26 protein-coding genes are annotated in these 22,115 nt (G+C 64.5%); 4 read left to right on the top strand and 22 right to left on the bottom strand.

Annotation, left to right across the window (positions count from 1 at the left end; genetic code table 11):
- Positions 1–368: 368 nt before the first annotated feature.
- The 7 genes from rlmF to RAH39_RS11505 all read right to left on the bottom strand — a co-directional run bounded on the left by rlmF (position 369) and on the right by RAH39_RS11505 (position 4,534).
- Positions 369–1,310: a 23S rRNA (adenine(1618)-N(6))-methyltransferase RlmF gene (gene rlmF / locus RAH39_RS11535; RefSeq protein WP_306590255.1), complete on the bottom strand. Its 942-nt coding sequence runs from the start codon at positions 1,308–1,310 to the stop codon at positions 369–371.
- The gene (locus tag RAH39_RS11530) at positions 1,307–1,855 is read right to left on the bottom strand and encodes a hypothetical protein (RefSeq protein WP_306590254.1); all 549 of its coding nucleotides are present in this window, start codon (positions 1,853–1,855) and stop codon (positions 1,307–1,309) included. The genes rlmF and RAH39_RS11530 overlap by 4 nt, the downstream gene beginning before the upstream one ends.
- A 31-nt stretch (positions 1,856–1,886) precedes the next feature.
- A complete protein-coding gene (locus RAH39_RS11525) occupies positions 1,887–2,270 on the bottom strand; it encodes a hypothetical protein (RefSeq protein WP_306590253.1) in 384 nt (127 codons plus the stop codon).
- 81 nt (positions 2,271–2,351) lie between these two features.
- A complete protein-coding gene (locus RAH39_RS11520) occupies positions 2,352–2,663 on the bottom strand; it encodes a 7(1) septoil knot domain-containing protein (protein WP_306590252.1) in 312 nt (103 codons plus the stop codon).
- Positions 2,664–2,670: 7 nt separating this feature from the next.
- Positions 2,671–3,180 (bottom strand): hypothetical protein, encoded by a 510-nt coding sequence (locus RAH39_RS11515; RefSeq protein WP_306590250.1) that lies wholly within the window; start codon positions 3,178–3,180, stop codon positions 2,671–2,673.
- A 353-nt stretch (positions 3,181–3,533) separates the two neighbouring features.
- Positions 3,534–4,052, bottom strand: a complete 519-nt coding sequence (locus RAH39_RS11510) for a mycothiol transferase (protein WP_306590249.1) — start codon at positions 4,050–4,052, stop codon at positions 3,534–3,536.
- A complete protein-coding gene (locus tag RAH39_RS11505) occupies positions 4,049–4,534 on the bottom strand; it encodes a GNAT family N-acetyltransferase (RefSeq protein ID WP_306590248.1) in 486 nt (161 codons plus the stop codon). Before RAH39_RS11505 ends, RAH39_RS11510 begins: the two co-directional genes overlap by 4 nt.
- Positions 4,535–4,647: 113 nt before the next feature.
- Between RAH39_RS11505 and RAH39_RS11500 the strand changes: the two genes are divergently transcribed.
- Positions 4,648–5,346 (top strand): hypothetical protein, encoded by a 699-nt coding sequence (locus tag RAH39_RS11500; RefSeq protein ID WP_306590247.1) that lies wholly within the window; start codon positions 4,648–4,650, stop codon positions 5,344–5,346.
- Positions 5,347–5,398: 52 nt separating this feature from the next.
- Here RAH39_RS11500 and RAH39_RS11495 read toward each other — a convergent pair whose 3' ends face one another.
- The 6 genes from RAH39_RS11495 to RAH39_RS11470 all read right to left on the bottom strand — a co-directional run bounded on the left by RAH39_RS11495 (position 5,399) and on the right by RAH39_RS11470 (position 9,435).
- A complete protein-coding gene (locus tag RAH39_RS11495; protein ID WP_306592119.1) occupies positions 5,399–6,241 on the bottom strand; it encodes an IS3 family transposase in 843 nt (280 codons plus the stop codon).
- A 5-nt stretch (positions 6,242–6,246) separates the two neighbouring features.
- Positions 6,247–6,582 carry a DUF1153 domain-containing protein gene (locus RAH39_RS11490; protein WP_306590246.1) on the bottom strand — a complete coding sequence of 112 codons (336 nt, stop codon included), beginning with the start codon at positions 6,580–6,582 and terminating at the stop codon, positions 6,247–6,249.
- Positions 6,583–6,808: 226 nt separating this feature from the next.
- A complete protein-coding gene (locus RAH39_RS11485; protein ID WP_306590245.1) occupies positions 6,809–7,384 on the bottom strand; it encodes a hypothetical protein in 576 nt (191 codons plus the stop codon).
- Between the two features lie 139 nt (positions 7,385–7,523).
- On the bottom strand, positions 7,524–7,991 hold the full coding sequence (locus RAH39_RS11480) for a VOC family protein (protein ID WP_306590244.1): 468 nt from the start codon (positions 7,989–7,991) through the stop codon (positions 7,524–7,526).
- A 196-nt stretch (positions 7,992–8,187) separates the two neighbouring features.
- Positions 8,188–8,838 (bottom strand): hypothetical protein, encoded by a 651-nt coding sequence (locus RAH39_RS11475; RefSeq protein WP_306590243.1) that lies wholly within the window; start codon positions 8,836–8,838, stop codon positions 8,188–8,190.
- A gap of 189 nt (positions 8,839–9,027) precedes the next feature.
- Positions 9,028–9,435, bottom strand: coding sequence for a hypothetical protein (locus RAH39_RS11470; RefSeq protein WP_306590242.1), 408 nt, complete (start codon positions 9,433–9,435; stop codon positions 9,028–9,030).
- 537 nt (positions 9,436–9,972) lie between these two features.
- Between RAH39_RS11470 and RAH39_RS14100 the strand changes: the two genes are divergently transcribed.
- The 3 genes from RAH39_RS14100 (at position 9,973) to RAH39_RS11460 (ending at position 11,630) form a co-directional block, all read left to right on the top strand.
- On the top strand, positions 9,973–10,134 hold the full coding sequence (locus RAH39_RS14100) for a phage integrase N-terminal SAM-like domain-containing protein (protein WP_373467329.1): 162 nt from the start codon (positions 9,973–9,975) through the stop codon (positions 10,132–10,134).
- Between the two features lie 169 nt (positions 10,135–10,303).
- The gene (locus RAH39_RS11465) at positions 10,304–10,675 is read left to right on the top strand and encodes a metallopeptidase family protein (protein WP_306590241.1); all 372 of its coding nucleotides are present in this window, start codon (positions 10,304–10,306) and stop codon (positions 10,673–10,675) included.
- A 67-nt stretch (positions 10,676–10,742) separates the two neighbouring features.
- The gene (locus RAH39_RS11460; RefSeq protein WP_306590240.1) at positions 10,743–11,630 is read left to right on the top strand and encodes a 1-acylglycerol-3-phosphate O-acyltransferase, YihG family; all 888 of its coding nucleotides are present in this window, start codon (positions 10,743–10,745) and stop codon (positions 11,628–11,630) included.
- Positions 11,631–11,884: 254 nt separating this feature from the next.
- Here RAH39_RS11460 and RAH39_RS11455 read toward each other — a convergent pair whose 3' ends face one another.
- The 9 genes from RAH39_RS11455 to RAH39_RS11415 form a co-directional block, all read right to left on the bottom strand.
- Positions 11,885–13,579 (bottom strand): hypothetical protein, encoded by a 1,695-nt coding sequence (locus tag RAH39_RS11455; RefSeq protein WP_306590239.1) that lies wholly within the window; start codon positions 13,577–13,579, stop codon positions 11,885–11,887.
- A gap of 249 nt (positions 13,580–13,828) precedes the next feature.
- Positions 13,829–14,161 (bottom strand): YbjQ family protein, encoded by a 333-nt coding sequence (locus RAH39_RS11450; protein WP_306590238.1) that lies wholly within the window; start codon positions 14,159–14,161, stop codon positions 13,829–13,831.
- 35 nt (positions 14,162–14,196) lie between these two features.
- Positions 14,197–15,105, bottom strand: a complete 909-nt coding sequence (locus tag RAH39_RS11445; RefSeq protein WP_306590237.1) for a hypothetical protein — start codon at positions 15,103–15,105, stop codon at positions 14,197–14,199.
- Positions 15,106–15,196: 91 nt separating this feature from the next.
- Positions 15,197–16,297 (bottom strand): 3-phosphoserine/phosphohydroxythreonine transaminase, encoded by a 1,101-nt coding sequence (gene serC / locus RAH39_RS11440; RefSeq protein ID WP_306590236.1) that lies wholly within the window; start codon positions 16,295–16,297, stop codon positions 15,197–15,199.
- 96 nt (positions 16,298–16,393) lie between these two features.
- Entirely contained in the window at positions 16,394–17,266 is an 873-nt protein-coding gene (locus RAH39_RS11435; RefSeq protein ID WP_306590235.1) for an NAD(P)-dependent oxidoreductase, read from the bottom strand.
- A 104-nt stretch (positions 17,267–17,370) separates the two neighbouring features.
- Positions 17,371–18,609 (bottom strand): DUF1015 domain-containing protein, encoded by a 1,239-nt coding sequence (locus RAH39_RS11430; protein WP_306590233.1) that lies wholly within the window; start codon positions 18,607–18,609, stop codon positions 17,371–17,373.
- 132 nt (positions 18,610–18,741) lie between these two features.
- Positions 18,742–19,476: a response regulator gene (locus RAH39_RS11425; protein ID WP_306590232.1), complete on the bottom strand. Its 735-nt coding sequence runs from the start codon at positions 19,474–19,476 to the stop codon at positions 18,742–18,744.
- Between the two features lie 22 nt (positions 19,477–19,498).
- Positions 19,499–20,773 (bottom strand): glycoside hydrolase family 113, encoded by a 1,275-nt coding sequence (locus RAH39_RS11420; RefSeq protein ID WP_306590231.1) that lies wholly within the window; start codon positions 20,771–20,773, stop codon positions 19,499–19,501.
- A 61-nt stretch (positions 20,774–20,834) separates the two neighbouring features.
- Positions 20,835–22,115, bottom strand: coding sequence for a hemolysin family protein (locus RAH39_RS11415; RefSeq protein WP_306590230.1), 1,281 nt, complete (start codon positions 22,113–22,115; stop codon positions 20,835–20,837).

The following is a 22,115-nucleotide window of genomic DNA, read 5'->3' as shown; positions in this document are numbered from 1 at the left end:
GCCAAGCGGCGAAGCCGTGTCCCTGTGGGCCGTCGCGCCCCAGGAAAACCATTTTGAAAGCTGAGGCGCGCAGAGGCACGGAGGAAAGCGGAAGGATGCCTTTTCCGCTTTCCTCCCCTCTTCCGTGGTTCTCCGCTTTGAGGCTTTGGCCCTTCCTACCCCGGCCCGGGGCGTGGTGGCGATCATCATTTTTGAATGCAAAGGAATGTGAGGCCGAGCGGCGAAGCAGGGTCCTTGTGGGCCATCGCGCCCCGAGAAAAACCATTTTGAAAGCTGAGGCGCGCAGAGGCATAGAGGAAGGTGGAGGGATGCCTTTTCCGCTTTCCTCCCCTCCTCCGTGGCTCTCCGCTTTGAGGCTTTGGTCCTTCCTATCCCGGCCCGGGGCTCCGTCGCCAGGCTTCCCGCGCGTCGGGGGACAGGAAGCTCCAGGCCACGAACCGGCTCTGCTTCTGCCCCTGGGCCATGGGAACGACGCGGATCTCGGGGGCTCCGACCCGGCGCAGGGCGCGCTGCACGGCGGGCAGGTTGGCCGAACTGGAGACCAGCGCCGTGAACCACAGGATCCGCTCGGCGAAGGCGGCGCTCTCCTCCGCCATCCGCGCCAGGAAGCCCGCTTCGCCGCCGTCGCACCACAGCTCCGCGCCCTGGCCGCCGAAGTTCCGGGCGGCGCCCGCCGCGCCGCGGCCCAGCTTCCGCCACTTCCGCTGGCTCGCCTCCCGGGCTTCGCGGGCGGAAGCGTGGAAGGGGGGATTGCACAGCGTCAGGTCGAAGCGCTCGCCCGGCTCCACCACGCCCTCGAAGATGGCGCGGGGGTTTCCCTGGCGGCGGAGGACCACCGCGCTCCGCAGATCGGGATTCGCCGCGAGGATCCGCTCCGCCGAGGCCAGGGCCCCCGCTTCCACGTCGGACCCCACAAAGGACCAGCCGTATTCGCGGTGGCCCACCAGCGGGTAGATGGCGTTGGCGCCCACGCCCACATCCAGCGCGCGGATCGCGGGTCCGCGGGGAAGGGCGCCCCCTTCCGCCAGCAGGTCCGCCAGATGGTGGAGGTAGTCCGCCCGTCCCGGAATGGGCGGGCAGAGGTAGCCGGCGGGGATGTCCCATCCGCGGATTCCGTAGGCCTTCGCCAGGAGGGCCCGGTTGAGGGCCTTGACCGCCGCGGGATCGGCGAAGTCCACCGTCCACCCGCCGTGGGGGGCGCGGCGCAGGAAGGCCGTCAGCTCCGGGCACGCCTCCGTCAGGCGCCGGAAATCGTAGCCGCCGGCGTGCCGGTTGCGCGGATGAAGGCCGGGCTTGGCGGGACCGGTCACGAGCGGCGTTCCCCGGAAGGGCGGCCCGCCACCCAGAACGGAAGCGCCAGGAGAAGCGTCAACGTCGCCAGGGTGGAGGCGAGGCGCCGCCCCTCCCACTGTTTCGCGAACCACCGCTGGAATTCCGTGGCCATGACGTTGGCCTTTCCGCCGTACATCTCCAGGTCGCGCAGGTAGCGCTTGGTGTCCTCCGGCTCGTAGCCCAGGGGATTGGACTGGGGAGGTCCCGCGGCGATGAAGGCGATCCCCGACGCGCTGAGGCCCACCGCCAGGATGGCCGCCGCGATCCGGCGCCGGCGCTTCCGCCGGCGGAGATCCGCTTCTTCGTTTCCTTCTTCGGTGGCGCCGTGGAGCTCCGCGTCCCGCCGCGCCAAGTCCGCCCGGATCCGGGCCAGTTCCTCAGGCGAAAGGGCCTGGCCTCGGCGGGCCAGCTCCTCCAGGGCCGCTTCCACCGCGGCGGTCCGGTACGCCAGCGGATCGTGGGCGTACGCCCGCAATTCCGCATCCGCCAGCGCCGGGATCCGCGTGAGAAAGGTATCGGCCATCCCTCATCTTGCCGCAGAGAGGCGGGGCGCTCTACGAGAAGGAGGAGCCCCGCTGGAACCGGTCGTAGTGGTCGATGGTGACCGTGAAGGGCGGACCGGAAGGTTTTCCCTCCCCGTTCAGGCCCTGGAGCTTCAGTTCGAGGGGCTTCACGGACAGCATTCGGCCCGGCGGAAGCTCCACCCGCACGTGCTGGCGTCCCGCGGTTTCCACCAGCCGCGGCGCGATCCCGGCCTCGGCGGACGTCACGGCCCAGGCTCCCCGGGGAAGCACCAGGTCCACCGTCCAGAACCCGTCCGCCTTGCGGGTGCGCGCCTCCATGGCCTGCGTGGGCTGGCCGTCCAGGCGGACGTGCAGCTTGTAGGCCGTGCACGACGCGAGGAAGAGGCACGAAAGGGAAAGCACTGGAAGCCGCATGGAGTCCTCCCGGGAACCGCCTTCAGGGCCACGATGATGGCGCGGCCCGCGCGTCCTGGCGACCGCTTCTTTTTCCGCGCTTCAGGGCAGGCCCGGAAAGCGATCCACGAACGCCACGTCGAGGTCGGGGAACGCGCCCACGACCTGCACCCGGAGGTCGGGATGGGATGTCACCACCTTCCACTCTCCGCACCGCCGCGGCTCCCCTTTCACCAGCCGCACGCGCAGATTGGGAAACGCCCGGACCACGCGGATCCGGAGGTCCGGGAAGCTGGTCACCCACTGGATGCGTCCGGAGAGCTTCCTGCCTTTCCAGGTGCACGCATTCGCGTCGAGCTTCGGGGAGGGGACTCCCAGCGCCGCGGCGCACAGGAAAAGGGCCAAGGCCCTCATCGTCGTCTCATTTCGCCCGGAAGAGCTTTTGGAGTTCCGAGAAGAAGCCCATGGCGTATTCGGGGTTCGAGGTGGGCGCGAGGTTCACCATGATGCCTTCGGCCAGGGTGAGGGTGGAGCCTCGAAGGACGATCGGTCCCCTCAGGAAGGTGGACCAGTTCAGATGCGCCCGCTTCCCGTTTCCGTTTCTGAAATAGAGGCCCTCGCAGGTCACGATGAAGCCCACGTCCAGGTTGGATGGGCTCAAATCGATCGCGAGGATCATCTTCTCCTCGATGGGAAGGCCGAAAAAGAAAGCGAGCTTGGCGACCTTGGTCAGGGGGATGTTGGGAGAAAGCCAGGCTCGGTTCTGACCCTTGAAGGCGCCATGCAATTCCTCGCAGATCCCGAAAAGAGCCGCCTGGCCCGCAGGGGACTCGATCTTGAGGACCTTCTGCTGGGGGCGGTAGGGCGCGCCGCATTGGGGACACGCCGGGGGAGGAGGGCCGTCGAAGGGGGTGTGGCAGTAGTTGCACACGACTTCCGCTTCTGGCTCATCGGCAACGATCGGCGGTCCCGGGCAAAGAAAGGTTTTGAAGGACGAATAGTCTTTCAGCCTGAACAGCAGGATCAGGGCAATGGGGGGCGTCAGAAAGAGCGCGATCAGAAACCAGTTGAGAGCATCACGGCCCCGGTTCGTCGCAACTCCGCTCACTGCCATGGTCAAGAAGAGGTAGAGAACGCCAAGCGCCAATTGGCCGAGGCACGAAAGCATGCGGGCTCCGGAGCGGAAGAGGATCGGCAGCTGAAAGCGCCGCGGGGAACTGCCCCTGAATTGAAGCAATAGACACTGTTGAGCTCAACATTCTCGACCCGCCGGCCGCTTCGGCCTCACGCCTTCCGCGTGCCCGGCAGCCGCGCGCGCAGCCATCGGATCTGGCCGCAGTGGCCGATCTCGTCTTCCATGACGTGAAACCAGGCGCCATGGGCGTTCAGGCTGGGTGCCGCCGGGAGGGGCGCTTCAAACCAGGCGTCGTCACGCCCTGCCAGATCTTGAAGGGTGGCGCGGCGGCCCTCGGCTAGGTCCTTGAGGTAATCGGCCAGGTCCCGGCCTCGGAGCCGCTTCCTGCCTTCGTCGCCGAGGTCCAGCGCGGGCAGCCACGCCTGCAGGTCGTCATCCGGGGAGGTCCGGTCTTCGAAGACGAGAAGCTGGTGCCATCGCTCCACCGCGGCCGCATGGGCGAGCAGGGCTCCGATGGAATTGCTGTGGGCATCGTACAGATGGTCCAGCTCCCCCGTGGACAGCCCTTCCACCGCCGCCAGAAGCGCCTCCCGCGCCTGGTCGAGCATGGCGACCATCCGGCCGATCGCAGGCGTGAAGCCTGGCACGGGCCCGATGCGGCGCGTCATGGACGGTTCTCCGGACCTGGAATGCCCTCCAGGTGGCGGGTCATGAAGACGCTGTTGGGATCCTTGCCGTAACTTCCGAACGGAGGGCAGAACGCGAATCCGAAGCCTGCGTACAACCGGCGCGCCGGTTCGAAAGCGGCCTGGGAGCCGGTCTCCAGGCTGAGGCGCAGGTAGCCCCGGCTTTCGGCCTCGCGCAGGATCTGGCGGAGCAGCGCTTGGGCCACGCCCTTCCCGCGGTGGGCCTCGACGGTCCTCATGGACTTGATCTCCCCGTGGCGGGCATCCAGTTCCTTTAGCGCCCCGCATCCCAGCAGGTCGGGGCCGGACCACGCGGTCCAGAACGTGATGTCCGGCCCGCGGAGCGCCGCAAGATCGAGGGCGTGAACGCTCCCCGGCGGAGAGATGCTCCGCATGTCCCGGAGGTGCACTTCGAGCAATGCGCGGATCTCGGGACCGAGGAGGTCGTCGTGTCGGATGTCCATGGGAGAGGAGGCCTGCGGGAAGGGACGTTCGCGCCCGCCCCAGGTTAAACGGTGGCCCAGCGCGGTGGGAACTGAGACAGTAGTAGGCGAATCCGAGAAGAGGACATCCGCGCATGGCGAATCCGTTTCAAGCCGCCGAGGCCTCGTGGCTATCCCGCCGGGGGCTCTGGCTGCTGGCGCGGTTGATGATGGGAAGCTCCGCGTTTCGCCGGAAGGTCCGGATCCTGGGCGAGACCGAGGACTACCTCTCCTGGCTCCAGTCGGAGTTCGGGCGGATCCGCCTGCTGAAGTCCCGGGAAGACCTGTGGGGCCTGATGATGGCCGACATGGACAAGGGCGCCTGGACCGTCTACGAATTCGGCGTCGCCTGGGGATATGCGACGCGCCACTGGCTGTCCAGGGGGCTTCCCTCCGTGGTGGCCTGGCACGGGTTCGACCGGTTCACGGGATTGCCCCGCGCGTGGCGCGACGTGGAGGAAGGTGAATTCGACGCCCAGGGCCGCCCGCCGGTCCTCGCGGATCCCCGTGTGGTCTGGCACGTGGGGGACGTGGAGGAGACCCTGCCGGCCGTGGAGATCACGAGCACCCGCAAGTGCCTTCTCTTCGACCTCGATCTGTACGAACCCACCGCCTTCGCTTGGAACCGCCTGCGCAGCCACCTGAATCCCGGCGACCTCCTCTATTTCGACGAAGCCTACGACCAGGACGAACGGCGCGTGCTTGTGGAACACCTGCTGCCGGAGTTCAGGTTGGAGCTGATTGGAAGCACGACCTATGCGTTGGCGTTGCGTGTGGTGGGAGTGAGGTCCTGAGGATCTGCGCCATTGTAGTGCTCCCCTGATTGTTGGACAAGTTTGAGGGTTATCAGGCAGCGGGTTGGGGGTTGAGGAACGCCTCTCGGGGCGTCCGGTAGGCCAAGGCCTGGTGGGGCCTCTGGGTGTTGAAGTGGTCGATGTATCGGGCGATGACGGCGCGGGCTTCGCGGATGTCCTGGAACCGGTGGAGCCAGGCGCACTCTTCCTTGAACGAACGGATGAACCGCTCGCACAAGCCGTTCTGCTCGGGGGTATAGGGCGTGATGTATTCCTGCTTCAGGCCGTAGTCCTTGACCAGAGCCCGGTAGGCCCGGGAGCCGAACACGAGGCCATTGTCATGGCGGAGGGCGAGGCCCGGCGGTGCGCCGTGGGTCCATCCGAACCGGTGGATCAGGGCTTCTTCCAGAGCGCGTTCCGCATTCTGGGCCCTGGCCGTTCGATCCAGGCTCCAGCCCAGGACTTCGCGGGTGCAGCAGTCCAGGACGGGCACGAACGCGCACCAACCATCAACCCCGCATTCCACCAGGGCGATGTCCGTGGACCAGCGCTGGTTGGGGAACGGGGCAATGGATTTCGACCCCGGCACCCTTGGGCGCTTCCCCACGGCCCGCTGGCGGCAGCTCCAGCCCTTGATCCGCATGAGGCGGTGGATCTTCTTGCGATTGGTGGACTGACCCAGGCGATACCTCAACCAGGCCCATACCCGCCGGATGCCGAAGGTCGGGTGGGCCTGGATGATCTCGTGGACGGTCCTGGCCAGGGCCTCGTCCACCGGGCGATGCAGCTTCTCCACCTTGGGCTGGTGGTAGACCGTGGAGCGCGGCACACCGAGCACCCGGCAGAGGCGAGTCATCGGGATCTCCATCCCCGCCTCCAGCACATCGCACCGCACCGCATTCACGAGATCCCTTCCGGCAAGTCCTTGCCGAGAATGCGATGCGCTTTTTTTAGGATGTCCACCTCCAGCGCCAGCTCGCCGACCTTGGCTTGCAGGCGCTGCTTCTCGGCCTCCCACTGGGCCTCGCGGTCCCGTGGGTGGGTGCGCAGGGCCTCCGTGCCCTGGCTGAGGAAGTCGTCCTTCCACTGCTCCAACTCGGCCACGGTCAGCCCGTGCTGGCGGGCGGCATCGGCGGCCGTGATCTTTCCCTTGATCAGGTCCAGAACGACGGCGGCCTTCCTTTTGGCCGTCCATCGCTGGATATTCCCTTCGGGGAGGGGTTGGGTTTGGGACATAGGGGTTCTCCTGGTGAAGGACCTGAGCCCTCCGGAGCCGCCGCGCCAGGGTGCTTCGCTTCGGTCGGCCTACGGCCTCCCATCGCTTCGCACCCTGGCGGCTGGATATCATCCTTCTCGGCTCCTTATTGCCTGTCCAACCTCAGAGGGGGACGGAATACCATCGCTTCCCTCATCCGGGCGACGGAACGGAAGAAATGTAGGCGAGTCCGAGTTGAGCGGAAGGTTAGGTGCTGAGACACTCTGCGATAAGGGAAATTCGGTTTTCAAGCAGATGGCTCGTAAAATCCTTTCCGCCTCGCTTCTGATCGCCGCGGGTTTGGAAGACTTCAGAGTGATCGTTGAATCCAAACCCAAACATCCGGTCTGGTGGGCCACCGACTGTTCGGCATGAATCCATGAATTCCTTCATTTCTTCGAATGTAAACAGAAGTGTACAGTCTCGGTACCAATTTTTGTTCACAGACTTGGTTTGATTCACCACCATGGGGTACAGACCAAAAAGAAGGATGAAATCAGCCTCTTTCGGGACATCAAAACGGTTGAACCAGGTTTCGAAGAGGAACCGCTTGGTTGATTCTCGCTTAGGGGGTTTTGAAAGATAAGTGCGGGAAGCCTTGATCTGGATTGTGGCGGTGCGTGACTTGCCATTAGGGAGACGTTTGATCAGTGCTAGATCGAACCCCTTTTCCTGCCTTGATGCGGGCACAAGAACAGAGAACCCTTCCGATTTCGGGAGGAGTTTTTGTAAACGATCGGCAAGGAATGCTTCAGGCCATTGCAAGGTGAATATGGGATCCATAGGGGCACCTAACGGCGGAAGCTAATCGGTCACGCCTGGACCGAAACGATGAGCGGAGGCGAGATGGTGAAATGCAGAGAGAGGACGGAAGGCAATGCAGGCGGGGTCCGGGTTGAGCAAAGGGTGAGGCCGCTAGTTTCTAGCCACGAACCGCTGCTTCGATTTCGGCAATGTCGATTTTCGTTTGTTTCATCATCGCCGCGATCGCTTTGGCAGACACATCCTTGTCGGCACTCGTGGTCAATTCTGTCAGCCGCCTCGGGAAAATCTGCCACGACACCCCGTAACGATCCTTCAGCCATCCGCAGGCGGTGACCTCGCCGCCATTGATGGTCAACGCCGCCCACAGCCGATCGGTCTCGGCCTGATCGTCCGTGGCGACCGAAATGGACACCGCCTCAGTCAGCGTGAACATCGGCCCAGCGTCAAGGATCTGGTACGGCACTCCGCCCAGCGAGAAGTCGATTACTGAGAAAGCACTATAACCATTGTCGCCGTAAAAGGTCGTTTCGAGCCGACTGCCGGGGATCAAAGAACAGTAGAACTCAGCGGCCTCACGGCCTCGTCCGTCGCGGAACCAGAGGCAGGTGCGAATGGAGCTGGTCATCGTATTGCTCCTCGTGTGAGTGGGTTGAACGGTTGTGCGGCCTAACAGATGAAGCTAACCGATCGCGCCTGCACCGAGGCGAGGAGCGTAGCCGAGAAAGCGGAATGAAGAGACAGCGGAAGGCACTGCCGCCGAGGTCCGAGTTGAACGAATGTTTAGACGCTAGGCCGTTTTCTGGAAATATTTATCATAATCATTAATTGTTTTCTTGAATTACGCCAAGAATTGTCCGGAAATCATGTTCCAGTAGCTCTAGTGGAGCAACAATATCACTATTGATTTTATTCGAAATTTCTATCCACTTGGAGGTATCAGAAATACGGTATTTTTTGCCATCCTTCATTGAGTATAGTTGATCCTTTTCGACAAATAATAATCTGAAGTGTAATATGTTTTTTCTGATTTCAGTCAAAATTTCGACTGCTTTATCAGCTGTTTCGGCTTTTAGCCAAATTCTGTTTTCTAAACAATAATTATAAATCGTTTCAAAACTTTCAAAAGCTTCCATTCCTCGATTTATTCTATCTTCATCAACGCCTCCAAACATTGAAGTAAATATTTCCAGTTTTTTAATTGAGTTCCTCATTCCTTTGTAAATTATTTCAATCACTTGCATTTGTTTGTTGTAAACTTGTTCGAATTGGTGCTTCTTGTAGTTAGACGTTAACGCTAGCGACGATTTAAGCGTTTCAATTGAATTTGTATTGTGGAGTTTGATGGACTCAATGTGTTCGGATTTGGCTTTTTCTAGGAAATGATCAAAAAATCGTTTACCAAAGAATGCCATACCTGCAATTAGCGCTGCCTGACCACCAAATGCGGCCAAAAGCGCTTGCCAAACTTCCATTGGATTCTCCTTTATTGAGACTTCCAGAAGTATCAAGGGCGCCTAACGAATGAAGCTCACCGGCTCAACTGCAGCTAGACGATGGCTGGAGGATGGAAATCGGAAAGGATCGAAGGAGAGAGGAAGGCAGGGCCGGTTGGGTCCGAGCTGAGCGCGGGATTAGATCATTCACGATCAAGGAAGAAAGCGCTAGTAACAATTATTGCCTTCTGCACGCCAATAAACAATTTTACCAGAGGGATCCGTTTCAATGTATTTAGTGCATGAATCGGTAACCATATTGCCACCATAGATATGGCCGCCTGTGGTCGTGGCAGTCGCTCCACCTCCGTAAAGCGGAGTAATAGTTGTAGTTGTAGGTGAAATGTAAACAGGCGTCCTTCTGGTAGATGCCTGCTGAAAAATATAGAGTTTGTTGCCATTCGGCAGATCTCTAGTGTCTGATGGATAGCCCATTGAGTGTATATATCTATTAATGTCTGCTCCGATCCAATAATCCATTACTTCTCCAAATTGTTTTCTTCTTTCTTCAAGACTTGGTCCCATGCAACCTATAAGTGATAAACCAAGAACTGCGATAATGATTTTCTTGATCATCGATTCCTCCTGGTTTTTTGAGAGACGGTCTAATTTAAAAATTGGATCAGTTTATTGATTAATTAAGGTTTATATTTAATCCTCTTTCCAGTCGTATCTAGGGAATAGAAAGCTCCACTTTTGAATCCCTCATCTAGCCTTTTGTTGCTGATAGCTTCTATATTCTTCGCCTTACATTTAGAGCAGACTTCCGGCAGTTCTTCGCAAAATTGGACAGAGTGGCATGAATAACAAACGATGTTGTGCATTGGGCACCTCGAGAAAAAGTGAGGCCTAACTTTGTATGGGGTGGTGAGGAATTGGGGGGCGGTTGGTTCGTCTAGTTCGTAGGACCGGAGGGAGGGACGGGGTTCGCTGCGGGTAGGATGGGCGAACCGATTTGGCAACTTTGACAAACGAAAAAAAGACGATAAATTGAAGGGCATTCGTCCTGTACTGCTTATTGACTGTGCCGAATTTTAGCGCGATAGGCGAACTCGGTCGATTGGAGCGGAACCCATGCTCGAGGCGAGTAGGTAGACGGGCGAAAGGCGGATCGTGGAAGGAAGGGCGCAGGCCCCGAGACCCCTGGACCAGTTGCGGGAGAGCCTACGGGTCCGGCATTACCGCCGGCGGACGGCGGATGTCTGTGTCGCCTGGGTACGGCGGTTCATCCTCTTCCAGGGCAAGCGGCATCCCCCAAGGAGAGGGAGGTCCTAAATACCCCGGCCCTCGGGAGTGACTTGGCGGCAGCGCGATGAGGAGCCTTGTGGACGCTTGTACGTTTTTTCGCCACAGATGAACACGGATGAACGCGGATCTCCCCCTCCATCCGTGTTGATCCGCGTTCATCCGTGGCTGACCCTCCTGGAAGGAGTAGCCTCATCCCATGCGCATGTCCGACCTCCATTTCCAGCGCCTGGTGGACGAGGCGCTGGGGCTCGTCCCGGAGGAGTTCCGGCCCTACCTCGAAGGGGTGCCGGTGGTCATCGAGGACTGGGCATCGGACGCGCTGCTGGACGAGCTGGGGGTGCCGGAGGACGAGACGCTCTACGGGCTGTACTCGGGCCGGGCGCTGACGGAGGGGCCGCCGCTGTCGGGGGAACTGCCGCCGCGGATCACCCTCTACCGGGGGCCGCTGCTGGAGGATGGCCTGGACGAGGCGGAACTGCGCGACGAGATCGCCACGACGGTCATCCACGAGATCGCCCACCACTTCGGGATCGGCGAGGACCGGCTGGAGGAGCTGGGCTGGGATTAGGGAACGGGCTTCTTCCGCCGATACTCTAAGGACTTGGGCCCCCGCGTGCCGGCCCAGCGGGGTCCCCATGCTGCGCCGTCTCTGGTCCACCCTCAAGGGCAGTCTCGCCAGTTCCGTGCTGGCGGCCAATGCGATCACGTTCTTCTCGGGCATGATCCCCGTCGCGCTGGTGAAGCTGGCCCTGCCCTTCGGGGCGGTGCGACGTGGCACGGACCGCCTGCTCACCGGCTTGGCGGAGGGCTGGATCGCCGTGAACGGCGCGTGGATGGCGCTGGTCCAGCGGATCCGCTGGGACGTGAAGGGGCTGGAGGGACTGCGGCGGAAGGGCTGGTACCTGGTCAGCAGCAACCACCAGAGCTGGGTGGACATCCTGGTGCTGCAGAAGGTGTTCCACCGGAAGGTGCCGTTCCTGAAGTTCTTCCTGAAGCGCCAGCTGTTGTACGTGCCGGTCATGGGACTGGCGTGGTGGGCGCTGGACTTCCCGTTCATGCGCCGCCGCAGCGGCAGCCGGGCGAAGGACCTCGCCACGGCGCGGAAGGCCTGCGCCAAGTTCCGCCAGATCCCCACGTCGGTCATGAACTTCCTGGAAGGCACGCGGTTCAGCCGCGCCAAGCACGCGGCCCAGCATTCCCCCTACCGCCACCTCCTGAAGCCCAAGGCCGGCGGGATGGCCGCGGCCCTGTCCGCCATGGGCGAGCGCTTCGACGCCCTGCTGGACGTGACCATCGTCTACCCCGAGGGCGTACCCAGCTTCTGGGACCTGCTCTCCGGCAAGATGAAGCAGGTGGTGGTGCGGGTCCGCGAGCGGGAGATCCCCCGGGACCTGCTGGACGGCGACTACGAAGGCGATCCCGCCTTCCGGGCCCGGGTGCAGGAATGGCTGCACGAGATCTGGACGGAGAAGGACCGGCGCATCGGCGAGATCCTGCTCCAGCGGAACCCGGCCGAGGCGTGATGCCGCTTGCATTCAAAAGATAAGGATTACCACCAAGACACCAAGAACCGCGTCCACAGTGAGTGGAGCTTTTCTTGGTGCCTTGGTGGTGAAAAGAAAGTTTTGGATCTTGATTGCACATTGGTATGAGGCGATCAAGACCCAACCTTTTCTCACCGCGCAGATGCCAAGAACTGCATAAAGACAGGGTTTTTGCCTTTCTTGGTGTTCTTGGCGGTGATCCTTATTCTTTGAATGCAAAGGGGCACGAGGCCCTACACCAGCAGCAGCGTCCCGAAGGGCGAGCCCAGAAGGGGCGGACGTCCGGTGGCGCGGCCTTCATAGAGCCCCGCCAGGCCCACGTCGGGAGGGGGTTGGAGCCGCTCGGGGACGGCGACGCCGCGGAAGCAGACCATGGCGCACAGGTTGGAGGCCAGGGCCGCCTCGTCGCCGGCCTTGATCCGGGCGGTGCTGAAGGCCCGGCCGACGGCCTTGTGGTGGCGGAGGCGCTTGCGGACGCGGTCGAACAGATCCGCGTAGGCCTCCACGGTGAGGGGCGCGCCCAGCCGCTCCAGGCGGTCCAGGGTGGCGAAGGCGTGGAGCAGGACCTGGACCGAGACGCGCAGAGCGGGATCGCCGTCGCCCAGCCGGGCGTGGAGCGCGGCGAAGGCCTGCATGGGTCCCTGCAGCCGGGCCTTGGAGAAGCCCGCCGCGTGGGCCAGATGGGTTCCGAACAGCAGGGCGGTGCCGCGGTCGCCCAGGTCGTAGGGGGCGGCCTGAGCCGCTTCCATCGCCGCTTCGAGCGCCTGGCGGACAAAGCGGTCCATCAGGATGCCCGGCGAGAAATTGCGTAGCCGCGCTGCGTGGGCCAGGACCAGCGCCAGGCGGAAGAACTGGCCGTCCCGGATGCGGACGTCCTGGAGCAAGTCGGCCTGGATGCGGTGGACGGCCTCGAACAGGCGGATCCGCGGTTCCACCACGCTCTCGTCGCCCATCAGCCCGCCGTCCACCAGGAAGATGTCCGCGGCGTAGGGCCAGCGCCAGCCCGAGGCCGCCACGGTGGGCGGCAGCACCCCCTGCATCCGGGTGAGGAGGAGGTTCATGCGGTCCCGGTTGCACCACAGGTAGGCGCGCTTGGGGTCCTCCCGGGAGGTCCGCATCAGGCGCACCAGGAAGGCGATCTTCGCGCGGAGGGCGGGGCTGTCCGCGAACATCGGCAGCCGCTCGAAAGCCTCCAGCAGGCCCTCGTACTCGCCGATCACCACCGAAGGCCGGTCGCCCGCGGCGAGGCGGTCCACCAGCAGGCTGAGAAGGCCCGAGGGGTCCTCCTTGAAGTGCAGGAAGCTGGGGCCGCGATGACCGGGACCGAAGGCGGCCTGCAGGGCGGTCTCCAGCAGCTCGAATTCGGGGGCCTCGGGCAGGGTCGCCTCGCCGGCGGCGGTGAGCCGGAAGTAGCCGGCGCCCTCCACCTGGGTCCCCGGCGGCGTCTCCCGCTGGACCTGGTCGATCTCGCGGTCCGTCTCCGCCAGGCGGTCCAGGCACTCGCGGCCCTCCACCTGGAGGTAGTCCTGGATGCGCTCCAGGTTGGGCACCACGTCCTTGGGGATCCGCACGTCCCGCACCTCGATCTTCAGCAGTTCGAGCAGGCGCACCAGCTGGACGGCATCGGGATCATTGGGCGCGGGCGCGGCCGGGGCGCCCAGGGGAAGGAAGCCCGCCAGCCGGGAACGCGGCGCCAGCCGCCGCTGGAGGCGATCCGCGCAGCCCTTGGCCTCCACGATCCGGCGGTGGGTCTCCTGGAGGGCCTCGTACCGGCCTTCCAGGCTGGCCTGGAGCGGCCGTTCGTCCTTCTGGACGAGTCCCAGCGCGAGCAGCTCATCCAGGCCGTCGCGGCCGAGGGCTTCCAGGGGCACCGCTTCGGACGCGGCCAGGCATTTGAGGCGATCGAGCGGAGTCGTGGGTGTTTCCATCGGGCAAAGTAGGAAAGGGGCCGAAGGGGATCCTGCCGCGTCGCGGGCCGGGAGTGAGCGCCAGTCAGGGGTTCATCCAGCCTAGTCGAAGAACCGAAGGCTTCGGCCAGCGGCAGGGTGGGAACTCGGATGGACTTCTCTAGTCGAGCAAGATCCGGCCCCTCCAGTCGAGCCCTATTTGGAGGGACCGTTTTTTCCCCGCGGTTTCAGGCGGGACCGCCCGCTCCGCGGCTCATGCGATCGGGCCGGTCAGCGGGCCTGCTTCGTGACCACCACCGCCGTTCCGTAACACAGCACTTCCACGGCGCCGCCGCGCGGTTCGACGGAGGAAGCGTCGTAGCGGACGCCCACGATGGCGTTGGCGCCCAGGGCCTTCGCGTGCTCGACCATGTCCTCGTAGGCCTGGGAGCGGGTCTGTTCGCACATGGTGGTGTACGCGCCGATCTTCCCGCCGATGATGTTCTTGAGCCCGCCCAGGATGCCCTGGGAGATGGTCGGCGACCGGACGATGATGCCGCGCACGAGGCCCTTGGTGTCGAGGATGTCGTACCCGTCGATGGTGAACGTGGTGGAGGCGAGCATGTCGGTCCTTGTAGGTGGCGTCGGTCGACGAAAAATCAATGGAGGGTGGAAGACGCGGGAGCAACGGGGACGGTGGCTTGAATCACCTTCTCCAGATCTTGAATGCGGCGGCTATTTTTCACCTTGCGCAGTGAATCGTCGGAAACGGAGAGCTTTCCCGCCTGGATCGCCTTGAGGTTGTCCAGGTTCCGCTGCCAGCGGGCTCGGACTGCCGCGGGCACGGGCTGAAGCCCGCCGGGGGTGAATTTCCGGGGAGGGATCTTCGCTTCGATCCCGCGGGCCTTCAGCTGCCGGACGAGCTGGGGCACATGGGAGACGCCGAACACGAACACGATCTTTCGGGCGCCGCCGGCGGCGGCCAGTCCCGTCTCCACGATGCGGCGATTCCGCTCATGCCACCGGCCCGCCGCCACGTCCGACACCGTGTCCTTGCCGATGATCGTCTCGAATTTCGCATCGATGAGATCCAGGACCGCCTGGCTGTGGATGTGGTCGTAGAGGGAGGCGCCCGCGAAATTCATCATTCCCGCCCGGAACTCACGGTCGCTCTGGGCGGCCCGCTCTCGAACCGAAGGTGGCTCCTCCTTTTCGGCCTTTTCCTGCTCGGCGGAATCCATCCGCCAATCCGTCGGGACGAACCGGATCTTCCACTGGGGCGCCATTTCAGCCAGGAAGGTCGCTTCCGGAGGAAAATACCCCTCCATGGATTGTTCGAAGGCCTCCGGGGTGATTTCGCCGCAGATGAGATCGGGGCCGATCGCCAGGATCTGGGCCTGAAGATCAGCCAGGCTGTAGCGGCTCCTGGATTCGAAATGCAGGCTGTGGACGGCGCCCACCAAATACACCTCAGGGGGCCGTTCGGCTTGGCGCTTCCGGGGATTCCCGGCGAACGCCAGGGATGCCAGAGCGAACAACAGGCTGAGGGGGATGGCGATTCTTCTCATCGGTCCGATCCTAGCGTGCTGGCAGGAGGCTCATCTCGAAACCCGAAGCGGGCGCCTTGCGGCGCCCGCTTCTCATGGAAAGACGTTCGGTCTACCCGTTCACCTTCACGAACTGCTCCATGAAGTCCACGAGGGTCTTCACGTGGTCCACGGTGACGGCGTTGTAGGTGCTGACGCGGATGCCGCCGATGTCGCGGTAGCCCTTGAGGCCGACCATGCCGTTCTTCTTGGCTTCCTTGATGAAGAGATCGTCGAGTTCGGGGGTGGGGAGGAAGAAGTCTACGTTCATCAGGCTGCGGTGGGCCTTCTCGGTGACGAAGCCCTTGAAGAAGCCGGGGTGCTTGTCGATGCAGCCGTAGAGCAGCTCGCCCTTCTTCCGGTTGCTGGCTTCGATGGCCTGCAGGCCGCCCAGGCTCTTGTTGTAGGCCAGGACGTTCCGCAGGATGTAGATCCCGAAGGTGGGCGGGGTGTTGTAGAGGCTGTTCTTCTCCGCGTGGATCTTGAAGCGCAGGTAGCTGGGCAGGTCCTGGGCCTCGCACATCTCCAGGAAATCCTCGCGGATGATCGTCAGGGTGACGCCGCTGGGGCCCAGGTTCTTCTGGGCGCCGCCGTAGATCAGGCCGAAGGGGCTCACGTCGAAGGGGCGCCACATGAAGTCGCTGCTCATGTCGCAGACGTAGGGCACGTTTCCCACCTGCGGGAACTCCTGCCACTGGGTGCCCTCCACGGTGTTGTTGGAGGTGAAGTGGACGAAGGCGCTGTCGGGGCCGACCTTGATCTCGTCGGCGTGGGGCAGGCGGCTGAACTTCAGGTCCTTGGTGGTGGCGGCCACGCGCACGTTGTCGCCGGCGACGAGCTTCGCCTCCTTGGTGGCCTTCTCCGCCCAGTTGCCGGTGACGATGTAGTCGGCCTTCCGCCCGCCGCGCAGCAGGTTGAGGGGGATCATCCCGAAGCTGAGGTGGGCGCCGCCCTGGAGCATCAGCACCTTGTAGTTGTCGGGCAGGCCCATCAGCTCCTTGGTGAGGGCGATGGCCTCCTCGTGCACCGCGTCGTACTCCTTGGCGCGGTGGCTGATCTCCATGACGGACATGCCGGTGCCCGCGAAGTCCAGCAGCTCCTCCTTCGCGCGCTCGAGCGCCGGAAGGGGCAGCCCCGCGGGGCCGGCGTAGAAGTTGATCACGCGATGGGTCATGGTGCGCTCCATGGAAAGGAAAACCGATCACCACCAAGACACCAAGGCGCCAAGAAAAACTTCTTTTGCAGTTCTTGGTGCCTTGGTGGTGGGATTTTATGCTTTGAAATCCTGAAGGATCGCCACGACCTCGTCGCCGATGCGGCCGAGGTTCTCCTTGGAGCTGGCGCCCAGGTGGGGGGCCATGAACACGTTGGGGGCGGTGAGCAGGGGGTAGTCGGCGGGGGGCGGGTCGCTGGGCCACACGTCGGTGCCGTAGGCCCGCACCTTGCCGCTCTTGAGGGCCGCGGCGAGGTCATCCTCCACCACGCACCGGCCCCGGCCGGTGTTGATGATGATCACGCCGTCCTTGGCCTTGGCGAGGAAGGCGGTGTTGATCATTCCGCAGGTGTCGTCCGTGAGGGGCGTGTGCAGGCTGATGACGTCGGACTTCGCGGCCAGCTCGTCGAGGCTCACCAGCTTGGCGATGGGGTGCTCCTTGAGGAAGGGGTCGAAGGCGAGGACCTCCATCCCGAAGGCCTGGGCGCGCTTGGCCACTTCTGTGGCGATGGCGCCGGCGCCCACGAGGCCCAGGGTCTTCTTGAAGAGTTCCGTGCGCTTGAGCTCGCTCTTGAGGAACTTGCCCTCGGTCATGGAGGTGTGGGCCTCGATCAGGCGCGTGGGAATGGCGAGCATGAAGGCCATGGCCATCTCGGCCACGGCGACGCTGCTGGCCTTGGGCGTGTTGACGGCCCGGATGCCCTTCTCGGCGCACAGCTTCTTGTCCACGTTGTCCATGCCCACGCCGCCGCGGATGACGAGCTTGAGGGCGGGGGCCTGGGCCAGGAGGTCGGCGTTCACCTTGGTCTTGGAGCGGACCAGGAGGACGTCGGCGCCGGGCAGGGCGGCCATGTCGGAGCTGACGGCGCCAAAGGTGGACAGGCGCTCGGGAAGTTTGGCGTCGAAGGCATCGGCGATGAGGATCTGCATGGGGACTCCGGTTGATCCAGAAAGCAAAGAAAACTGATCACCACCAAGGCACCAGGAACTGACAAGGCGGTTCTGGGCGCCTTGGGGTCTTGATGGTGAGATTTTTATCCCTCGTACATCCGAACGAGCAGTCCGGAGCGGAGCTTGGGCTCGAACCAGGTGGACTTGGGAGGCATGACCTCGCCGGCGTCGGCGACGCTCATCAGCTGGGAGAGCGACGTGGGGTAGAGGGAGAAGGCCACGGCGCAGCCCTCCTTCACCCGGCGCTCCAGCTCGTCCATCCCGCGGATCCCGCCCACGAAGTCGATGCGGGTGTTGGTGCGGGGATCGTCGATCCCGAGGATGGGCCCCAGGAGGTTCTCCTGGAGGATGCTCACGTCCAGCCCGCGGACGGGATCGCTGGCGGGGAAGGTGCCGGGCTTGGCGCTCAGCTCGTACCACGTGCCGCCCATGTACATCCCGAAGGTGGTGGGGGACTGGGGATCGCGGTGGGCGGCGACGCTCACGTCGAATTTCTCGCGGACCTTCGCCAGGAAGGCCTCGGGGGTGAGGCCGTTGAGATCCTTCACCACGCGGTTGTAGTCCATGATTTTGAGCTGGTCGTGGGGGAAGACCACGGCCATGAAGCTCTCGTAGGGCTCCTCGCCGTTGCCGGGGCCTTCCACGGCGCGGCGGGCCTGGCCGTAGCGGATGGCGGCGGCGGTGCGATGGTGGCCGTCGGCGATGTAGAGGGCGGGGACGCCGTTGAACAGGTGGACCAGCTCGTAGATCACGGCCTCGTCGGAGACGATCCACACCGTGTGGCCGATGCCGTCGGGGGTCACCACGTCGTAGATCGGCGCCTGCTTCCGCACGTCGTTGACGATGTGGTCGATGTAGGGGACGGCCTTGTAGGTGAGGAACACGGGCTCGGCGTTGGCGGCCTGCTCCGTGACGTGGCGGGTGCGGTCGTCCTCCTTGTCCTTGCGGGTGAACTCGTGGCGCTTGATCTGGCCGGTCTCGTACTCCTCGACGGAGCACAGGCCCACCAGGCCCGCCTGGACGTGGTCGCCCATCCGCTGCTGGTAGACGTACAGGCAGGGCGCGTCCTCGTGCAGCAGGACGCCGTCGCGGATCATGGCGCGGAGGTTGGCCACGCCCTGGGCGTAGACCTCGTCGGCGTGGACGTCGATGCCCGCGGGCAGGTCGATCTCGGGGCGGCCGACGTGGAGGAAGGAGTGGGGGTTCCCCTTGGCCAGCTCGGCGGCCTCCTGGGTGTTCACGACGTCATAGGGGACGGCGGCCACCTGGCCCGCCAGATCAGGCCGGGGGCGATGGGCGCGGAAGGGCTTCAGCTGGGACATGGACACCTGCCTGGGAAAGGGGCCCCGCGGGGCCGCACAGGCGCCATTATTCCCCCTCGGGTGCCCTTTGGGGGCGGCCCCGGCCCTCTTTTGACGAAAGTCCCATCCTGAGCGGCCGGGAAACCCAAACCGTCAACCCTGGAGGCCTTCCGCTCCCGTTCCGGCCTGGTCGTTGAGCACGGCGGCGCTCAGCAGGAGTTCCGTCAGGGGGAGGTCGATGGTGGGTTCCACTCGGCAGGTATCCACGAACTCGATGTCCGGCCGGGGCCAGGCCAGGATCCGGTAGGCGGCGGGCAGCCCCTCCTCATCCAGGAACGTCGCGTGGATCACTTCCCCCTGGCGGAGGTAGAGCCGGCCGACCCCCGCTTCGGATTTGACCGTCAGCGTGCAGGACTTCCGCTCCCACTGGAGGAGCTGGAGGATGCTGTTGAGGCCCATCCCCCGGATGACGCCGGCGGGCTCGAACTGGGCCGCCTCGCGGATGGCATCCATCAGGAGGGACAGCCGCGGGGGCTTGGTGAGGATCCGCACGGCGCCCAGCTGGAGCGGCGCGTTCCGGTGGCGGCTCTCCTCCAGCCCCGTCATCACGATCACGGGCATCTGGGGGTAGAGGCTGCTGGTCTTGGCGATGAGGTTGAACCCGTCCAGCACGGGCATGTCGAGGTCCGTCACCAGGACGCTCACGGGCTCGTGGCGGAGGATCTCCAGGGCCTGGGATCCGTTTTCCGCGGTGAGGATCCGGAACCCCTGGAGGCCCTTCAGCCCTGCCCGGTAGAGGCTGAGGGTGGCCCGATCGTCGTCCACGACCAAAAGGGTCCGGGCGGGACCCTCGGGCTGCGGAGGAAAGGGAGGGCGGAAGGAGGTCATGGCGCCTGGGTGAAGGATAGCCTCAGCGGGCTTCCCCCTTGGGGATCTTGCGGGGAGGGACGGGTTCCGCGGCCAGCACCGCGCGGGCTTCGGCCGCGTCGGCGGGATGGCGGGCCTGCCAGTCCACCACCCAGGGGGGCAGTTCGGCGTCCTCGTAGTCCCGCAGCTTCCGCCCCCAGCTCACCAGGGACTGGACCATGGCCTCGTGGAGGTTCTCGGACTTGGGCGGGATGTGGCCCTCCCAGATGGGCTCGTGGAAGTAGGTCCGAACGGTGGCCTCGGCGGGCTTGCCCCACACGGCGTAGGTGCGGTCCCGGGGGCCGCCGATGGGCTTGTCATTGAGGTTCTCCCCGTAGAGGTAGAAGAACACGGCGTCGCCGTCGCTCCAGTGCCGCAGCACCCCGAAGGCGCCCTTCAGCAGCTCGTTCTGGAGGGCCAGATCCACGGGCTTCTCCGTGCGGAAGTCCCAGGGGCCGACGTGGGCGTGGGCCACGCTGGGGTAGCCCACCTCGGTGATCATCACGGGCTTGGGCCCCTTGGCGTCGGCGAACCGGGCGGAGAGCGTCCGGGCCTTGTAGACGATCCACCACCAGGCGTCCCGGATCTGGTCCGCCCGGGGATATTCGTCGTACTTGGCGATGGGATCGTAGGTGTTGATCCCAATGACGTCCAGGCAGTCACCGAAGGTGAAGGTGTCGTGGCTGTCGAAGTTCACGCTGTAGACGAGCTTGCCCTTGAAGACCCGCCGCACGTCCGACGCCACCCGCCGCCACTGGTCCGGGAAGGGGTGGGTGGAGGCCATTTCGGTCCCCAGGCTGTACCACTCCACCCCGCCCTCCTGGGCCAGGGCCGCCAGGTGGACGTTGAAGTCGGCGTAGTTCCGCCACCACAGGTCCCAGTCCGTGGGTTCGATGTTCCCCCGCCACCAGTCGGCGTTGCTGGCCTCGTCCCGCAGGTTGATGGTGGGAAAGAACATCATCCGGAGGCCGCGGACCCGGGCCTGGCGGAAGGTCCGCCGCAGGCTCTCCTCCGTGGGGCTGGAGGTGGGATGGCGCCGGATCTCGGTGCTCTGGCCCGTGTCCATCCGGTAAATGGCCTGGAGGCTGACGCAGGTGGCGCCCGTCGCCGCGATCCGGTCCAGCTCCTCGGCGTAGTCGTAGTCGGGGATCCCGGCGTAGAGGCCGAGGACCATCCCCCGGGGCTGGGGAACCAGGGCCTTCCGCTGCGCCCGGCGGGTGAGCAGCAGGGCGAAGGGCAGGCCGAGGATGGCCAGGACGATGAGGACGCGGCGGATCATGCGGAAACTCCGAACTCCAGCCTAACGGCTGGGGATCGGCGACAGGAACCGCTTTGCCCGCCTAGCGCGGGGGACGGACGTCGGCGGCGTCTTCGGGACCGGTGGGCGGTTCCACTTTTTCCACCCTCACCTGCACGATCCGCGCGCCTTCCATCCGCATCACGGTCAGGCGGGCGCCGTCGACGTCCACGGATTCGTGGGAGCGGGGAATCCGGCCCAGGGTGGCGAGGACGAGCCCGGCCAGGGTGTCGAACCCGTCCCGCTCCCAGGTCATCCCCAGGTGCTGGGCCACGTCCTCCACGTGGGCCTGGCCGGAGACGAGCCAGCGCCCGGGGGCCTGTTCCACCACCTCCGCGGGCGTCTCGTGCTCGTCGCGGATCTCCCCGATGACCTCCTCCAGCAGGTCCTCCAGGGTGACGAGGCCGGACACGCCGCCGAACTCGTCCACCACCAGGGCCATCCGCGTGCAGGCCCGCTGGAGATCCCGCAGGAGGTCGGCCACGGGCTTGCTCTCGGGGACGAAGTGGGGGGGCTTCATGAGGCCGGCCAGGGGCGTCTGGGCGCCGTCCGGAAGCTGGAGGAGATCCTTCAGCAGGAGGACACCGCGGATGTGGTCGATGCCGCCGTCGTAGAGGGGAAGCCGGGAATGGCGGCTGTCCGCGAAGGTGGCCCAGGCCTCCTCCACCGTGGCGTCCACGGAGAGGGCCACGATCCGGGTGCGCGGCATCATCACTTCGCGCACCAGCGTGTCGCCGAAGGTGACCACGTTCCGGATGAGCTCCCGGTCCTCGGCCTCCAGGATGCCCTCGGCCTCGCCTTCCTCCAGGAGGGCGGTGACGGCTTCCTCGGTGGGCTGCTCCGGCTCCGCCTGCCCGATCTTGCGGTCGATGCGCCGGACCACGGGATCCACCAGGATCGCCAGGAGCGGCTGGATGGGCGCGTAGAGGGGGAAGAGGAGGTTCAGCCAGCGGGCGGGATTGCCGGAGATGATCAGGGCGGGCAGGAGGAGGTCCAGGACCCACACGATCCCCACCGCCAGGAAGCCCAGGATCCAGGCGCCGCCCGGCACGGCCTCGCGGAAGGGCCACAGGAGCCCGAGCAGCGCGAGGAGGAGGAGCTGGTTCCAGAACTCCAGGCCCATCCCCAGCGCCCGGGGGCGCTCCAGGAGCAGCGCGAGGCTCGGATCGCGCACGGCGCCCTCCTCCAGCATCCGGCGGCGCTGCAGGGACGGCATGGCGTGGAAGGCGGACAGCAGCGCCGTGGTGCCGAAGCGATAGATCAGCAGCGCCGCGGCGGCGAGGAAAAGCCAGAAAGAAGGGGCGCTGCCGCCGGGATCAGCCAT

This window comes from Geothrix sp. 21YS21S-4 (genome assembly GCF_030845995.1).
Lineage (GTDB): Bacteria > Acidobacteriota > Holophagae > Holophagales > Holophagaceae > Geothrix.
Note: the sequence above shows the minus strand (reverse complement) of the source record. Positions and strands in the feature narration are given on the sequence as shown.

What these genes read in the sequence shown, in the direction of transcription:
- RAH39_RS11530 (WP_306590254.1), bottom strand. Translation starts at nt 1,855, where the DNA reads ATGGCCGATACCTTTCTCACGCGGATCCCGGCGCTGGCGGATGCGGAA.
- RAH39_RS11525 (WP_306590253.1), bottom strand. Translation starts at nt 2,270, where the DNA reads ATGCGGCTTCCAGTGCTTTCCCTTTCGTGCCTCTTCCTCGCGTCGTGC.
- RAH39_RS11520 (WP_306590252.1), bottom strand. Translation starts at nt 2,663, where the DNA reads ATGAGGGCCTTGGCCCTTTTCCTGTGCGCCGCGGCGCTGGGAGTCCCC.
- RAH39_RS11510 (WP_306590249.1), bottom strand. Translation starts at nt 4,052, where the DNA reads ATGACGCGCCGCATCGGGCCCGTGCCAGGCTTCACGCCTGCGATCGGC.
- RAH39_RS11505 (WP_306590248.1), bottom strand. Translation starts at nt 4,534, where the DNA reads ATGGACATCCGACACGACGACCTCCTCGGTCCCGAGATCCGCGCATTG.
- RAH39_RS11500 (WP_306590247.1), top strand. Translation starts at nt 4,648, where the DNA reads ATGGCGAATCCGTTTCAAGCCGCCGAGGCCTCGTGGCTATCCCGCCGG.
- RAH39_RS11490 (WP_306590246.1), bottom strand. Translation starts at nt 6,582, where the DNA reads ATGTCCCAAACCCAACCCCTCCCCGAAGGGAATATCCAGCGATGGACG.
- RAH39_RS11485 (WP_306590245.1), bottom strand. Translation starts at nt 7,384, where the DNA reads ATGGATCCCATATTCACCTTGCAATGGCCTGAAGCATTCCTTGCCGAT.
- RAH39_RS11480 (WP_306590244.1), bottom strand. Translation starts at nt 7,991, where the DNA reads ATGACCAGCTCCATTCGCACCTGCCTCTGGTTCCGCGACGGACGAGGC.
- RAH39_RS11475 (WP_306590243.1), bottom strand. Translation starts at nt 8,838, where the DNA reads ATGGAAGTTTGGCAAGCGCTTTTGGCCGCATTTGGTGGTCAGGCAGCG.
- RAH39_RS11470 (WP_306590242.1), bottom strand. Translation starts at nt 9,435, where the DNA reads ATGATCAAGAAAATCATTATCGCAGTTCTTGGTTTATCACTTATAGGT.
- RAH39_RS11465 (WP_306590241.1), top strand. Translation starts at nt 10,304, where the DNA reads ATGCGCATGTCCGACCTCCATTTCCAGCGCCTGGTGGACGAGGCGCTG.
- RAH39_RS11460 (WP_306590240.1), top strand. Translation starts at nt 10,743, where the DNA reads ATGCTGCGCCGTCTCTGGTCCACCCTCAAGGGCAGTCTCGCCAGTTCC.
- RAH39_RS11455 (WP_306590239.1), bottom strand. Translation starts at nt 13,579, where the DNA reads ATGGAAACACCCACGACTCCGCTCGATCGCCTCAAATGCCTGGCCGCG.
- RAH39_RS11450 (WP_306590238.1), bottom strand. Translation starts at nt 14,161, where the DNA reads ATGCTCGCCTCCACCACGTTCACCATCGACGGGTACGACATCCTCGAC.
- RAH39_RS11445 (WP_306590237.1), bottom strand. Translation starts at nt 15,105, where the DNA reads ATGAGAAGAATCGCCATCCCCCTCAGCCTGTTGTTCGCTCTGGCATCC.
- serC (WP_306590236.1), bottom strand. Translation starts at nt 16,297, where the DNA reads ATGACCCATCGCGTGATCAACTTCTACGCCGGCCCCGCGGGGCTGCCC.
- RAH39_RS11435 (WP_306590235.1), bottom strand. Translation starts at nt 17,266, where the DNA reads ATGCAGATCCTCATCGCCGATGCCTTCGACGCCAAACTTCCCGAGCGC.
- RAH39_RS11430 (WP_306590233.1), bottom strand. Translation starts at nt 18,609, where the DNA reads ATGTCCCAGCTGAAGCCCTTCCGCGCCCATCGCCCCCGGCCTGATCTG.
- RAH39_RS11425 (WP_306590232.1), bottom strand. Translation starts at nt 19,476, where the DNA reads ATGACCTCCTTCCGCCCTCCCTTTCCTCCGCAGCCCGAGGGTCCCGCC.
- RAH39_RS11420 (WP_306590231.1), bottom strand. Translation starts at nt 20,773, where the DNA reads ATGATCCGCCGCGTCCTCATCGTCCTGGCCATCCTCGGCCTGCCCTTC.
- RAH39_RS11415 (WP_306590230.1), bottom strand. Translation starts at nt 22,115, where the DNA reads ATGGCTGATCCCGGCGGCAGCGCCCCTTCTTTCTGGCTTTTCCTCGCC.